Annotated in this window: 6 protein-coding genes and 2 pseudogenes; 5 read left to right on the top strand and 3 right to left on the bottom strand. The window is 51.2% G+C overall.

Going from position 1 to position 15,252, the window contains the following annotated elements; genetic code table 11:
• Nucleotides 1-14: 14 nt before the first annotated feature.
• From KCG43_RS11650 to KCG43_RS11630, 5 genes and pseudogenes are all read left to right on the top strand, one after another.
• A complete protein-coding gene (locus KCG43_RS11650) occupies nucleotides 15-8,981 on the top strand; it encodes a hemagglutinin repeat-containing protein (protein ID WP_218384999.1) in 8,967 nt (2,988 codons plus the stop codon).
• Nucleotides 8,982-8,983: 2 nt separating this feature from the next.
• Nucleotides 8,984-9,322 (top strand): hypothetical protein, encoded by a 339-nt coding sequence (locus KCG43_RS11645; RefSeq protein ID WP_192017279.1) that lies wholly within the window; start codon nucleotides 8,984-8,986, stop codon nucleotides 9,320-9,322.
• A gap of 164 nt (nucleotides 9,323-9,486) precedes the next feature.
• Nucleotides 9,487-9,933, top strand: coding sequence for a hypothetical protein (locus tag KCG43_RS11640; RefSeq protein WP_218384997.1), 447 nt, complete (start codon nucleotides 9,487-9,489; stop codon nucleotides 9,931-9,933).
• A gap of 144 nt (nucleotides 9,934-10,077) precedes the next feature.
• Nucleotides 10,078-10,263, top strand: a pseudogene (locus KCG43_RS11635) (IS66 family transposase); the annotation flags it as partial.
• 340 nt (nucleotides 10,264-10,603) lie between these two features.
• Nucleotides 10,604-12,601 carry an FG-GAP repeat protein gene (locus KCG43_RS11630; protein WP_218384995.1) on the top strand — a complete coding sequence of 666 codons (1,998 nt, stop codon included), beginning with the start codon at nucleotides 10,604-10,606 and terminating at the stop codon, nucleotides 12,599-12,601.
• A 312-nt stretch (nucleotides 12,602-12,913) separates the two neighbouring features.
• Here KCG43_RS11630 and KCG43_RS11625 read toward each other — a convergent pair whose 3' ends face one another.
• From KCG43_RS11625 to KCG43_RS11615, 3 genes and pseudogenes are all read right to left on the bottom strand, one after another.
• Entirely contained in the window at nucleotides 12,914-13,909 is a 996-nt protein-coding gene (locus tag KCG43_RS11625; RefSeq protein WP_192017275.1) for a GlxA family transcriptional regulator, read from the bottom strand.
• Nucleotides 13,910-13,950: 41 nt separating this feature from the next.
• Nucleotides 13,951-14,149, bottom strand: a pseudogene (locus KCG43_RS11620) (IS3 family transposase); the annotation flags it as partial.
• Between the two features lie 11 nt (nucleotides 14,150-14,160).
• Nucleotides 14,161-15,252: an alkene reductase gene (locus tag KCG43_RS11615; protein WP_192017274.1), complete on the bottom strand. Its 1,092-nt coding sequence runs from the start codon at nucleotides 15,250-15,252 to the stop codon at nucleotides 14,161-14,163.

The raw sequence follows: 15,252 nt of genomic DNA, 5'->3' as shown, positions 1-15,252 counted from the left end.
TTTCCGAGGGCAGCATGCGGCATCGCAATCATAAATTTACGCAAGTACTGACTTACGTTTTGTGCTGGATGCTGGCGACTCAGCCTGTCTGGGCAACCATTCAGGTCGATAGCAGCAGCAAGAACAACACCACGATCTCTGCCGCCGCTAACGGCGTGCCTGTGGTGAACATTGCCGCCCCCAATGCCAGTGGTTTATCGCATAACCAGTTCCAGCAATACAACGTCGGCAAAGAAGGGCTGATCCTAAACAACTCAACCGAAAAACTGGCGCAATCTCAGCTGGGCGGCTATTTGCAGGGGAACGCTCAGCTGAACGGGCAGGCCGCCTCTGTCATTCTCAATGAAGTCACCGGGGCCAACCGCAGCCAGTTGAATGGCTATACCGAAGTGTTTGGCCAGCAAGCGAACGTCATAGTCGCCAACCCGTATGGCATTACCTGTAACGGCTGTGGTTTTCTCAATACCCCGCGCGCCACATTAACCACGGGTGTACCTCAGTTTCAGAGCGGCTTGCTGAGCGGCTTTGACATTCGCCAGGGCGATGTCACTGTCACCGGGCAAGGGCTGGATGGCACACAGCAGGACTATTTCGATATTCTGGCCCGCACGGCAAAAATCAATGCGGACATTCATGCCAACAACCTGTCTGTCGTTACTGGCCCAAACCAAATTGATTATCTGACCAATGACGTCACAGCCACGCATGATGTGAAAGATAAGCCTTTACTGGCAATCGATTCTTCGGCGCTGGGCGGCATGTATGCCGGACGAATTTCGCTGGTGGCGACCGAGCAGGGCGTCGGCGTCAACACGGGCAGGTTGTTCAGTACTGTGGGTGATATTCAGCTCTCAGCTGACGGCCAGATCAGCCTAGGGGATGTCAGCAGTAAGCAGTCACTTACTGTGCAGTCGAATCAGTCGGTGACGACCACAGGCACGCAGCAGGCCGGACAGAACATCGAGTATGTCGCGGCCGGTGATTTGCTTCTGAACAGTGAAAACTCAGCTGCTCAGTTTCAGGCAACGGCGGGTGATCAGATTCATCAGAACAGTCTGGTGGCAGCCACAGAAAGTGCGTCGTTCTCGGGGTCTGAAGTGAATTTTCAGGATTCAGAAACCGTCAGCCAGACAATCAGGGTTCAGGCGGATGCCATTCGATTGCAAAACAGTACGTTAATTGCCGGTGTGGCCGCAGACGGCTCAGAGAGTCTCAGCGGACGGGTGGATTTGACAGGCGCTGACGTGAGTTTGAGTGACAGCAGGATACAGGTGTCTGGCGAACTGAGCAGCGTGGCTCAAACCCTCAGCCTGGATGCACCGAGCCAGATTGCAGCAGAGCACGCCAGTCTGGCGGGGATCAGCCAGTTAACCAATGAGGGTCAGATCGCCGTTAAGCAGATACTGACAATCGCCAATCCTCAGTCGCTGACACTGCAGGGCGCAGGGACAACCCATGCCGGTACGCTGGAACTACAGGCGGGAACGATTCAGAACCACAGCCAGCTCATTGCCAATCAGCTGAACGCTGCAGCAGAAACGCTGACACAGAGCACTTCAGGTGAACTGGTGGCGCAGGCGGGCATGTCTGTTCAGGCAGAGACAATTGATAACAGGGGCAAGCTGGTATCGGCTGGCTCGCAAACTCTGCATGTCACTGGCGAGCTGTCTAATCAGGGCGCGATTCAGTCTGCCGGTGAACAATCCATCACAGCCGGCACCTTTCACCAGCAAAGCACAGGTGTGACGACATCGCAGGCCGATCAGCAGATTGTGGCCGATCAGATCGACAATGCCGGAACGCTGGCGGCTGCCGGAGCGCAGCGTCTGAGCGTATCGGGTCAGCTGACAAATACGGGACAGATCCAGGCTGTAGGTGATCAGTTTGTCGATGCAGACTGGTTTGCCCAGAAAGGCAGAGTATCCAGCGACGCCAATAGCCAACTGACCGCAGGTAGCCTGATTAACGATGGTGATCTGACATCGCTTGGCGATATGAGTATCAGTGTGGATACCCTGACGCTGAATCAGGCGGCGACGGCAAATGGCGATCTTGATGTTAATACCACGGGCGATATGGTTCTCAACCACAACCTGAGTGCTGGCGGAGATGCCCGTCTTTCTGCCGGCGGCAAGCTTTCAAACAAAGGCAAGTTGGTGGCTCAGGGACAGACGATCGTCAGCGTTGGCGGCACCTTCATCAATCTGGCCACCGGCCTGATTTCAGGTAATACCACTGTACTGAATGCCGGTATGCTGACGAATCAGGGAACGATACAGGCACTGACCAACCTGATGGCGACCCTGACGCAGTTCACCAATCAGGGCGCGACGCTGGGGATGCAGGACACCACCTTAAATGTGGCCGGTAACCTGACCAACACCGGCCTGCTGTATGCCGGTGATCAGGGGTATTTCTATGTCAAAGGCCACCTGATCAATACCGAGGCCGACATTTTAACCGGCGGCAACATGGTGATTGCCGGGGATGCTAGTGGGGCCATGGCAACCTCGGTGCAGAATATTTCTGGGGTAATTCAGTCCGGTGCTGATCTGGATATGAAAGCTCAAAACATCGTGAATAAGCGGAAAGTACTGGAGATTGAAAAATCATCAGGCGAAGGGGTACAGCTGGAGCCTCACTACAATCAAGCTGAGTTCACTGTGGCAAATGATTCTGAGTTTGCACCAACATATAAATGGAAAGAGTCAAAAGGTGGTGGCGGAGCGAATGGTAATAGCAATATTCGGTACACTTTAGTCATCACCGGGGGAAAACATCTTGATTTTGTGACTAAAAATGAGGTGGTCACGCTTGAAGCAGCATCTGCGTCTGCTCAGATGCTCGCTGGAAAGAATTTAACAGTTCTAGGAAATAACTTAGAAAATAATGCCAGTCTAATTAGTGCAGCTAACAATTCATATTTTACAGTAGACTTTCTTAAAAACATTGGGTATGCAATCGGTGGTATAAAAGAGACAGCTGCCTACGATTACGCATATCATCGGAATTTGACTAGTCAGACAGTCAAAGAATTTGTTTTCAAACGCACCAGTCATGATGTGCAAAAGTTCGACCAAGGTTTTATCAATTCCACCATTTCATCCGGTGGCAACACTGTTCTCAATGTTAAAAACAAGCTGAACAACTCAGAAATTAAATCAAACACAGGTGCCAAGAGTAGCGGTAAGCCATCACAACAGGCGCAACAAGCGGGTGTGCAAACCGCTGCGGGCAATCAGCTTGACCTTGCACTGAATACATCAACTAATAATATTCCGTTCCCCGATTTCCGCCTGCCGACCAGCCCGAACGGCCTGTTCGTGTATAACAATGGCCCGGACAGCCAGTATCTGATTGAAACCAATCCGGCGCTGACCCAACTGGATCAGTTTCTGGGATCGGATTACTTCTTCGACAGCATAGGCTTCGATCCGCAAAAGGATCTCAAGGTGCTGGGGGATGCCTTCTATGACACCCGCACCATCACCTCTGCCATTTTCGAACAAACGGGCCAGCGTTACCTCAATGATGATGTCGGCACGGATCTCGACCAGATGCAGCAGCTGCTCGACAGTGCAGGCCAGCAGAAAGACAGCCTGAGCCTGCAGGCCGGGGTGGCACTGACGCCGGAGCAGGTCGCCGGGCTGACGCAGGATATTGTCTGGTGGGAACCAGTTGAAGTGAACGGCCAGCAGGTGCTGGCACCCAAGCTCTATCTGTCGAGAGTGACGCAGGACAATCTCAGCGGCGGCGCGTTGATCAGCGGCAGCGAGGTCTATGCAGAAGCCGGCAATATCATCAACAGCGGCCAGATGGACAGCAAGGGCAAACTGCATCTGGTTAGTGATGACAATATCAGCAACCTGGGTGGCAGCATGACCGCGGGTGGCGATATTGAGATGGACGCCGTTAATGATATTCAGAATATCAGCGGCCAGATAGCCGGTGAAAATATCGCACTCAGCACGGAAAAGGGCGACATCATCAACCGCACTGAGGTTGAGCGTGTCAGCATCACTCAGAACGGCGCAGTAACCACAGCCGATGATGCCAGCGGTGTGGTATACACCGATACCCGAGTCGGTGAGACGGCCAGCATTAACGGACGCGGTACGATCACCATGAGTGCTGGTGGCTCGATTAAAAACACTGCTGCCAATGTCACTGCCGGTGGCGATCTCAGCGTCAAAGCCGAAAAAGACATCATAGTGACCGCCGAAACCCAGCGCGATTACCTCAAAACCCGCGATCAGGAACACCTGGATGTCGCTGTGCTGGGATCCGGTTTATCTTCCGGCGGCAACCTGAGTTTTGATGCCGGAGAAAATATTTCGGTCACCGCATCGAACATGTATACAGAGGGCGAGCTGGCAATGATTGCCGGGTGGGACGTTGCGCTCAATACCCTGGTGAATGAAGCCTTCAGCCGTGAGGAAACGCACAACAGTCAGTCGGTCAGTCATATCAGGCAGCATCAGGGGACGCAACTGGCGGCCAATGATGGCGTGTTTATTCAGTCCGGTAACGATATCACGGCAACCGGCAGCCAGATGTCTACGCAAGGTGACGTGGTTGTGCTGGCGAAAGGCGATATCACTTTCCAAGCTGTTAACGACAGCGAATACCGTTACGACCAAACCACTAAGAAGAAATCCTTTGGCCGCAGAGAAACCTCCATTCAGGAATCGCTGACCGAAACTGTGGTCGGTGCCGATGTATCGGCGGGCGGCAAAATCATCGTCAAAGCCCAGAAGTTTGGCAGCGTCCAGACCGCAGGCGGCGACAGCGATATCACTATTGTCGGCTCCAACTTTACCGCGGGCGAGGGCATCGAAGCCTCGGCCGATGGTGATGTGACCGTCACCGCGCAGCAGTACCAGAGCTACAGCCGCAACGAGACCATTAAACAAGGCTTTGGCGGCCTGTCGGGTTCGCACAAATCTGAGGTGGATTCCGCTACCTTGCTGGATGCCAGCGGCATGATGAGCAGCGATAACATCGACATCACCTCAGGCAAGTCGATTACGCTGGTGGCCAGTGATGTCGAGGCAGAGGGCGATATTACTGCCACCGCCGTCGATGAGGTCATTATTGCGGCCGGACAGGAAAGCCGTCAGCACGAAACATTCGAGCAGGAATACGGCGCCTTCAGAGGTGGTGATCTGTTCTCTATGGATTCTGAACGGCAGGGCGAAATCCACAACACTGCTAAAGGCAGCGCCCTGTCGTCCGGCGGCACTGTGAATATCAACGGTGGCAGTGTGACTGTGATCGGCTCTGATGTCAGCGCAGAAGCCGACGCCAATTTCACGGCAGATACTGGCAGTGTCACCGTGCTGGCGGCGGAAGAAAACCATAGCACCTGGTCGTCCACGGAATCCCTGTCGGTTAACGTGGAAGATGCTCTGAAATCAGTGGTGAACCCGTATGAATCGGTGAATTTTGACGGCGGTCAGGCCAAGCTGACACTGGCAAAAGCCGAGTACAGTAAAGCTGACAACAAGACCGATGCTACCACCCATCGCGGTGCGTCCATCATTGGCAAAGGCACGGTTCTGATGGACGCCGCCGAAGACATTGTGATCCAAGGCTCTGATGTGCTGGCCGACGCCGATGATGATGGCAACGGTAACATTGAACTGACCGCGGCGGAAAATGTGCTGATCCGCGAAGTGCTCGACACGGAATCGACCACCTCTTCCAGCATGCAGGGTGAAGCCGAGCTGAGCCTGGTGGTGCAGCATCAGGCCGTGGAAACGGGCAAAGCGGCGATCGCACTGAAAGAGTCTGCAGACAAGCTCAAACAGGCAGAAAAAGATTACCGTCAGTACCAGAAACAAGTCGACAGCCTTGAGCAGACGCTGTCTGAGCTGGAACAGGCACTGGCGAACCATGAACCGGGTGTGAATGCGGCGGATATTGCCGAGCTGCAAGGCATTATCAGTGATGTCAAAAGCGATGAGGCGTTCTATCTTGCCAGCATTACATTGGCGACAGTGGATGTGGCGTCGAAAACCACCTTGCTGATGAAGCAGGGAGCCGCCGCGGCGCAAAGCACCAGTACACTTGGGATCGATGCGGGTCTTCATCTTGACATGTCAGTCACCCAGACCGACAGCAAGAGCAGCAGCTCAACCGCACGCGGGTCGTCGCTCGCGGGTCAGAATATTGTAGTGAAGTCCGGGACCCAGACCGATCAGCAGATACTGGTGCAGGGCAGCTCGCTCACCGCCAAAGAGGGCGTGACGCTGGATGGCGGTACGGTCAGTGTATTGGCCGCTGAGCAAACACAGCAGAGCCAGTCTCTGACGGAAAGCGGGACCATCAGCGCGTCGATGACGGTGCACGGCAGCAGCACCGGCGGCAGTCTCAACGCCAGCCTGAATCAGTCGGAGCAGCGCAGCCAGTCGACCACGTATGTGAACAGCGGGGTGTCGGGGAGTCACATCACCATTAATTCCCGTGGTGATACCCATATTCAAGGTGCCAATGTCGATGCTGCTGAGTCGCTGAGCCTGGATATTGGCGGTGATCTCAGTGTGGCTTCGGTGCAGGATCGCCACAGATCAAGCCATCAGGGGGCCGGTATCAGCGGCGGTGTCAGCCTGAGCGGCCAGGGAGACACTACCGGCAGTAATGGCGGCCTGAACGCCAGCAGCGGCCGTGTTATCAGCTCGGAAACCCAGCTCACCACCCTCACCTCGGGCGGCACGGCGGATATCAAGGTCGCGGGCAACACCGACATTACCGGCGCGCTCATTGCCACCGTCGATGAAGACGGCAAGGATCTCGGTAACCTGACGCTCAACACCGGCAGCCTGAGTTACAGCGATCTCAACAATACCAACTACCGTCAGGACCAGTCGGCAGGGCTCACCACCAGTGTCGGGGTGCAGCAAGGGGGAATCGATTCCACCTACAACAGCAGCAACCTGCAATACACCAGCACTTCGTCCTACAGCAAAGACAAGACCCTCGCAACCTTGGGGCAGGGCGAGATCACCCTGAGCGATGACAGCGACATCACGGCGCTGAACCGCGATACCAGCACTACCAGCCGGGATCTGTTCGAAGTCGACCGCCAGCAGGGCAACGTAGATGTCACCCTCGACCACCGCCTGCTGACGGAAGAAGGCCGCAATAACATTGCCGAGGATGTGAAGCGGAATGAACTTGGCTTGTCCTCGCTCGCCGATGTGGTCACCAAAGATTCCGTCTCTGTCGGCGATACTTTTGAGCATGTTGATAACGTTCAGAAAAACCTGGATGTTCAGAAGCTGGTTGCATCGCAGGCAGAGGGCAAGTTTGCGGTCATATTAAATAACCTGGATACAGCAACAGCTTCAGAGAAGCAGGCCGCGATTAATGCGTACGCCGCTGCCTATGCCGAAGTGTATGGCGTTAATATCGATTCGGCATTGGTTGTTGCGGTCACCAAGATGACGCACGGGGCACATTACATGAATGGTAATGGTGCCAGCAAAATCGTTATCAATGACGAAACCATGAAGAATGCGAAGGACTACATGACAACGTTAGGTCATGAAGTCACGCATGGTCAGGTTGCGCAGGGCGGATTAGACAGCCGGGAAAATAAAACGCTGAATGAAGAATACGCCAGCCTGATGGGCGGGTATTCAGCGGATAACTACGCCTTTGTGTTGGAAAACAGCGGGCTGGGAACGGTTAGAGAAGGAGATATCAACCGCCATCATGGGAATCAGTCAGCACTCATCAGTCGTAACAGTTCCAACTATCTGGCGGATGAAGCGGTATTGCCCGCAGGCAGTATCGAGTACTACCTGAATCAGGAAGAAGTACAGAAGAAACTGTCTCTGCTTGCCAGTTGTAACCAGCAGGGGGCAGGTTCTGCGGCTTGCCAGCAACTGAATCAGACCAATCAGCTTGACCACATGCGGGATGCAGAGCTTCAGGCGGCTTGTAAGGACATGAGCAGCCCTGGTTGCCGGGCACAGATAGCGAAGGCACAGGCCGCGCTGGATTCGTTTGATGAAGGGGCATCACCCTGGGACGACACTCGCCTTGGGCAGGAGCAGGAAAGCATCCGTACCGTGCTGAATGATCCGTCCGGTGAGGCGCGCCAGAATCAGCAGGCACAACTGAACGCGTTGTTCGACGGCTTAATGGAATTCACCCCAGGTGCCGGGGATGTGAAGGGGTTTGTTGACGCGGAAAGCGGCATTGACTATCTGGTCGCGGGCCTCGGACTGATACCGGTAGCCGGTGATCTGCTGAAGAAAGCCAAAGAAGCGTTCAGCGCCGGTCGGGTCGAAGAAGCCAAAGCTTTACTGGGTAAAGCTCAGGAACACATCCAGCATATGGATGCGGACTTTGACCTGCCAGATCTGGCTCTGCCGGCCCCCGCCCCCCATCTGGATAAAGCCCCGTCTACGGATTTGGATGTGTCGGGGACACGTTTGGGTAGTGCCGTTGGGGACGTTGATGGTAGGATGCTTGGTGATATACCTGTTGTTAAGGTTGATTCATCACAAGCTGTTAAAGGTACGCCAGAATACGAGGCATTAAACAATCCGTTACCTAATACTCAGTATGAACTCGATAATGGGACTACGTTTAGAACAAATGAAAGCGGTTTCGTGGATGAAATCAGTTTTACGCCAGTTGACGTTAAGATGCCTAGGGATAGTCGTCAAACAGCAGTTGGAAAAGAAGGCTTAGATACAGATGTTGGTGGGCATATTCAGGCGTGCCGATATGGGGGAACTTGTGACCGATATAATCTTTTTCCGCAAGATAAAAATTTCAATAATAGCGCCTACAAACGTTGGGAAAATGAAATTAATCGCGCTTTACAAAATGGTGATAATGTCGGCAGTGTAAAAGTGAGATTGAACAGGGCCGACCCGAACAATCCAAGGCCAGATAGTCTTGAAGTTGAGTATCAAATTAATGGTCGAACGTATACTAAAGAATTTGAAAATCAGGCTGGAGGGTAAATATGAATAATCCAATTGCAGAACAACGCAAATTGATCGAGCAGCTTTACCTCGTTGTGAAGAAGAGCTGTCCAGTTGATGCCACGTCAGCTAAGTGTCGCTTTGAATATGATCATGGCTATGAAGATGGTAGTTTGAGTGTAGGGTCCGCTTTTAGTTATGTAGCCAGTGATGAAGAATTTTTCCCAGCGCTTGATAGAGAACTTCGGCGTTCTGTTAAGGATTTAGTGCTCCAGCTTCACGCTAATATGAAAGCACATACAGGTGGAGACTGGAATGCGTTCACACTGTTTATCAATGAAGACGGAACTGTGGCAACTAAATTCGAGTATCCAGATTAAGAATCATCTATTGAGGTTGTTCATAGTTCTGTGTCAGCATAAGTCACAGATCCACATATTTATCAACCCTGTTCGGGAAGTGGAGGCTCGACTGGGATAACGTCAGATTCTAGTTCTGTACCGATGAATTTTTAGTTAACCCAGTAGCATACGCCCCAAAAAGCATGTTGAATGCAGTTATCCCTGATGACTTTATTAATTGGTGGTCAGAGACAATCTCACATCTTTCTGGTTTAAAGCATATGTTGTTACTTTTTGGCGGCGGGATTTTTCTGGTTGCGTTCATTGTTGCCGTAAAGCGCTTTCCAAGCCAAGAACGAACGGAACTACTCATTAACTTGTGTACTGGTATTTTGGGGCTGCTTTCATTGATAGGCAGCATGATGATAATCGGCTCCTTTAACGTACAGCCGTGGTTCATCACTTTGCCAATGTTTTTATCTCTAATTTCTACTGTTCTCTTTTTTGGATTTCTTCCATCACTAATAGCTGTAAGGCTTGGCGTTTATTCCAAGAGTAAAGTGCAGGACGCGTGGCGGTTAGTAAAAATATTCTTTCGCCCTAATCAAAAAACAACCATTAAGGGGGAATTACATGGCTCTGCGAAGTAAGCAACTAGTGATTCAGATATTAATGCAGCTTTACAACATCTAAACTCGTTACCTAATACCGTGACTGCGACAATGCCTAAATCATGGGCTAAACAAACATTTTGGAATGGCTGCAAAAATCGCTTCCTAAAAAAATTCAGTACGGGGTCAGTTTTGATGTTGCAACGCACCAGCTCCCACCGGGGAGAGCAGTTCCGCTCGCGGGTTCTGTCGGTGGTCGAAACCTGCAAGAAACGCGGGATGTCAGCGCTAGATACCATCAGCGATATAGTGACGGCTGTTAACCGAAAGCAACCGTACCCGGATGTGTTCGGGCTGGCTACTGGCTAGTCAATGCCCCACTGGTGAATGGTTACGTATTTATTGCCCAATGAAATATTGATTGCATCAGTAAAATACACTGTTATTCCGCACAATACCCATCCGATACCCGACATCTCGCTCATTTAATATTGAATAGTTAATATACAATAAGTAGCATCTTGAATGCACGAATGATAACCATGACCTTCTTTGTGGTATTTAAAGTGTATTGCTTCAAATAAGTTTAAATAACAATCATTATTATCAATAAGCTGGTTGGGTTATTAATAATAGTGTGAACTTCGTTATTCATGTTTTAAGAAGAAATAACAACACCTAACATAGAAAATAAGTCTGGAGTGACATTATGAATGTCTTACGATCTATCATTTACTTATCGCTTGCCGGCTATATGTCGGCTCCGTTTGCTGCTGAGGCGAGCTTTGCCCCTATAGTGGTTGGGGCGCCATATGAAGATAGCTTAGCTTCGCAGCCAGGGTCAGATTCTGCGCCCAATTCTGGCGCGGTTTACCTCAAATGGAAAACGCTACAAGGACAACTCGGTACTGCGCTCATTAAAGCCCCCAATGCAGAAAGTTCAGATAAGTTCGGCGAAGCGGCCATTCTATCCGGGAACAATCAAGTTTTGGTGGTCGGTGCGCCAGGCGAATCGGGCTGTGGGGCCAATGTTGGGGCGACCGAACACGCCAACCTCATTGGCACCAACAGCAGAGTTACTTGTTTCTCGTATGGGATGGAAAGTAATGCAGATTCTGGTCAGCCATTAGATTCCGTCTCCATTGGCGCGGCCTATATATTCGAAGGGCAGGGGGAGTTTGCAAACAACAGTCAGTTTGAAACAAGTGCAGGTCATAAGTTGCTTGATTTTACCACTTACATCAAAGCGCCTAACCCCAGCCTTTGGGATAACTTTGGCGGTGTGGTCCACATCAGTGGTGATGGTAATACCATCGCTATTGCCGCAACAGGAGAAGACAACTGCGGCATCGGTGTTGGAGGCACGGGCGTCAATCCGAATCAGCGTCTAGGTGGTCACTCGGTCTGCGGCCAGTACGTACACCCGGGTATGGATGACAACAGTGCCCGAGACTCAGGGGCGGTGTACATCTATAAAAAAAGCAACAACACTTGGGTGCTGGATGCGTACCTAAAAGCGCCAAACACCGATCCTGGTGATATGTTTGGTTCTGCCTTGGCATTGGACTCCGATGGGGATCAACTGCTTGTGGGTACCCCGGGTGAAGATAACTGCGGTACCGGTGTGGGTGGCCAGGGGGCGAACGCAAATCAACGCCTTGGTTATGGCTCCGTGTGTGGGACAAATCCTAACCCAAGCCTGTGGGATAACTCGGCGAGGGATTCTGGGGCTGTGTATCACTATGCGCGAGAGAATGGGCAGTGGGTGCTGAAAGAGTACATTAAAGCCTCAAACACCGACGCGGGGGATTTGTTTGGCAGCGCACTGTCGTTTGATCATCAAGATGACAAAATCGTGATTGGTGCGCCAGGGGAGTCTGGCTGCTCAGCAGAGATTGATGGGGCGCAGCAAAACCCTAACAAGAAAATCAATGGTGAAAGTGTTTGTGGTAACTCGCCGCTTAACAGTAATGTCAAATTGGACAACCGGATTGGCAAGTCTGGCGCGGTTTATGTGTTTGCTTACGATGACAACAATGCCAATTTGAAGGAAGTGGCCTACATCAAAGCGCCAAACCCTGACGCGAACGATCAGTTCGGCGCTAACTTGTTCATCGACAGTGTGGGTGGTCTGATGATCGGTGCGCCTGGTGAAGATAACTGCGGCACGCATGTGGATGGCACAAACAACAAAGCCCCATGTCAAAACCCCGGTTTGACCAACAATCAGGCTCTGGATTCGGGGGCGGCTTACATCTACAACGACAACAATTACGCTAACACCAAAGTGGCGTACAGCTTCTTCAAGTATGTGAAAGCGCCGAGCGTGCATGGGGGCGATGCGTTTGGGACCAACCTAGCGGCGGTAACCGCATTAGATGCTCAAGATCCGACGATTCAGATGGTCTTTTCTGCGCCGGGTTATGATAAACCGGATATGACGGACACGGGCAAGGTCTTTGTTTACACCAAAGAGTCGGCCAACAAGTTGCGCAAGAGCTTTGGCTTCAATGGCAAGCTACCAAACGTTGAAAACTCAGTGAGTAATTTTGATTACTTTGGTGGTTCAGCGCTTGGAGGCAGTGACACCTCTGTGACCAGTTCGGTCGGCAACCAATGTACGATCGTGACTGACTACCTAGAGGGCAGTAAGATAAGTATTAAAGACTTTATTGACTGTATTGCAGGGTTCGGACCTGGACATTAATTCCTATTTGATGTTGTTTAATGGAGTGAAGGATGAGTTCGCAAGATGTGGGCTCATTCTTTTCGCCTTTTTAAGGGGCCTTATGCGAGAGTGGCCAGCCTACTAAGAAGAGATCTGGCAGAGCGAGGTAATATTCGCTTGGTAATTGTGCAGTGCTGCATGAGAACGTATCAAAGGCTTAAGGTTGCGTTGTCAGCATTCTAACTCACTAGATCTCTGGGGTGCACCTACGCCAACACAAGATAGCCGTTTACCAAATCATTCGTGGTGAGAAGGTAGTCTTGATCGAACGTTGACGGATAGGCCCCGGCTTCAGTGGGCGGGTTTGTGTTCACAATATGACTGCGTAACTTTACGGTATTGTGTTGGCGTCATTTCATAAAATTTCTTAAACAGTAATCGGAAATGATTGATGTTGCTGTAGCCCACCTGGCGACTGATGGTCTCAATGTTCAACTTAGTCGTACTCAGTTTGTCCCGTGCGTAAGAGAGACGCAGACGTTGAATATAGTTAACCGGAACGTCGCCGGTTGCCGCTTTGAACCGTCGCGTCATCTGTTTTTCGCTCAAAAAACTCTTGCTCGCGCATCGCGCCACGGTCAGATTGCCTGGATGTTCATGATGCATCCAGTCTTGCAGTTCATGGATCAGAGTGTCATTGTGCTGCCGATATTGGCCGAAACTGGTCAGGCAGATCCGCGTCATACAGGAAATATCCCCCCCAATGTAGCGCTCGCAGCGCGTACGATGCTCACTGCCGAACAGATCATCAATGATCAACAAAGTGGCGTCGTAATAGTCCCGCACACTCGACGAGCAGATAAACGGGCTCTCATGAGTGATTTTTAGGTGGGGCATCAGCTTGACACTGGGGTAGCGTTCACGAAAGTACGCTACATGAGCCCAGTGGGTGGTGGCGCTACGATGATTGAGCAACCCCAGCTCTGCCAATAAAAAAGTGCCCGTGCATAAGGAAACGACATATTGGCTATCAACCAGTTGCTGCGTCAACCATGTTTTGATTGTCTCTGGCAGCAGGTAGGTCTCATCACTCGGCTCGCCACAGCAACCGAGCAAGAAAATATCTGTTTTATCAACCTGCTGCCATGGTGTGGGAAAGGCAATCGTCAATCCGGCAAAGGTTTGAATGTGCGTATCGTACGGGGAAATATAATGTACTTCTGGTTTGGGAAGCCCTGCTAGTTTGGCGGCGATCATTAACATCTCTGCTGGACCGGTTATCGCGGTGCTTGGGACGTTATTGAGCAATAAAGCGGTGATACGTAAAGGTTTGCTAGGTTCTACCATCAGCTCGAGATCCCTTGTTGAGTCAGTCATAACTGTAGTGGTCAACTAAAATTGGCCGCAGTTTAGAGTATTTCGCAATACAGCCTTCAGATTCATTGGGAGCCAGCCCTTCGTTATACTGATGAGGCCTGAGTTGGCTGTAATAGCAAGAGGAAATGTAACGAGTTATATTTCCTCTTGCTTCGGCAGAGCTTGATAACCCGATACTGGGATCCACTCCGTTTTTAGGCCTCTAGTAAAGAATCAATTATTCAATCAAGTACTGAATAATCCGTATATCCATTCTCGTTGCCACCAAATAGCGTTGAGCCGTCCAGTTCAGCCAGAGGCTGTTGTTGCTTTAAGCGCGCTACCAAATCTGGGTTAGAAACAAATGGGCGTCCGAATGCCACTAAATCAGCATAACCTTTCTCAAGTACCTCATCAGCGCGATCTTGGGTGTAACTGCCTGCGACGATAATCGTGTTTGTGAAGTATTCGCGCAGTTCGATTCGGAAACTCTCTGGAATCACTGGAGCGTCGTCCCAATCCGCTTCAGATAGGTGCAGGTACGCAATATCGCGAGCTTGAAGTTGTTTCGATGCTTCGAGGATAGTCGGCACAATATCTGGACAGTTCATGTCCTTAAAAGTAATGAAAGGAGCGAGTCGTACTCCCACTTTGTTGGCACCAATGGCTTCGCTCACCGCATCGACCACTTCCAATAAAAAGCGAAGTCGGTTTTCGCGAGTACCACCAAAGTTATCGGTTCTGTGGTTTGAGTTGGTACGCAGGAACTGATCAATCAGATAACCATTACCACCGTGGATTTCGACGCCATCGAAGCCGGCTTCAATCGCACGTTTAGCGGCATAGGCAAAATCACTCACCACACGGTCAATATCGGCTTGGGACATGGCTCGTGGCGTTACGCAATCGACCATATTGCCATTACCTTGTTCGTCGGCAATCCATACTTGGGTTTCTACCGGTTTGAGTGCCGATGGGGCAATAGGCTGTTCGCCTTTTTGGAATGTTGGGTGCGATACTCGGCCCACATGCCACAACTGACAAAACATTGCAGCACCTTGTTCTTTTGTTGCTTGAGTGACTGCTTTCCAGCCTGCCACTTGCTCATCGGTGTATACGCCTGGCGTGAACGAGTACCCCTGTGAATCGTCTGAAATCTGGGTGGCTTCAGAGATAATTAAGCCCGCAGTCGCACGTTGCTTGTAGTAAGTCGCCATCATTGGGTTTGGAATATTACCCGGTTGGCTAGTGCGTGCTCGGGTCATTGGTGCCATCACCACGCGGTTTTGTAGAGCCAGTTGTTTTAACTGTATTGGTTCAAAAAGTTTGCTCAT

The sequence above is a fragment of the Photobacterium sp. WH24 genome, from assembly GCF_019204055.1.
Classification (GTDB): domain Bacteria; phylum Pseudomonadota; class Gammaproteobacteria; order Enterobacterales; family Vibrionaceae; genus Photobacterium; species Photobacterium arenosum.
Note: the sequence above shows the minus strand (reverse complement) of the source record. Positions and strands in the feature narration are given on the sequence as shown.

Bases quoted from the DNA above. Each gene is read 5' to 3' on its own strand.
- KCG43_RS11645 (WP_192017279.1), top strand. From the start codon at position 8,984: ATGAATAATCCAATTGCAGAACAACGCAAATTGATCGAGCAGCTTTAC.
- KCG43_RS11625 (WP_192017275.1), bottom strand. From the start codon at position 13,909: ATGGTAGAACCTAGCAAACCTTTACGTATCACCGCTTTATTGCTCAAT.
- KCG43_RS11650 (WP_218384999.1), top strand. From the start codon at position 15: ATGCGGCATCGCAATCATAAATTTACGCAAGTACTGACTTACGTTTTG.
- KCG43_RS11640 (WP_218384997.1), top strand. From the start codon at position 9,487: ATGTTGAATGCAGTTATCCCTGATGACTTTATTAATTGGTGGTCAGAG.
- KCG43_RS11630 (WP_218384995.1), top strand. From the start codon at position 10,604: ATGAATGTCTTACGATCTATCATTTACTTATCGCTTGCCGGCTATATG.
- KCG43_RS11615 (WP_192017274.1), bottom strand. From the start codon at position 15,252: ATGAGCAAACTTTTTGAACCAATACAGTTAAAACAACTGGCTCTACAA.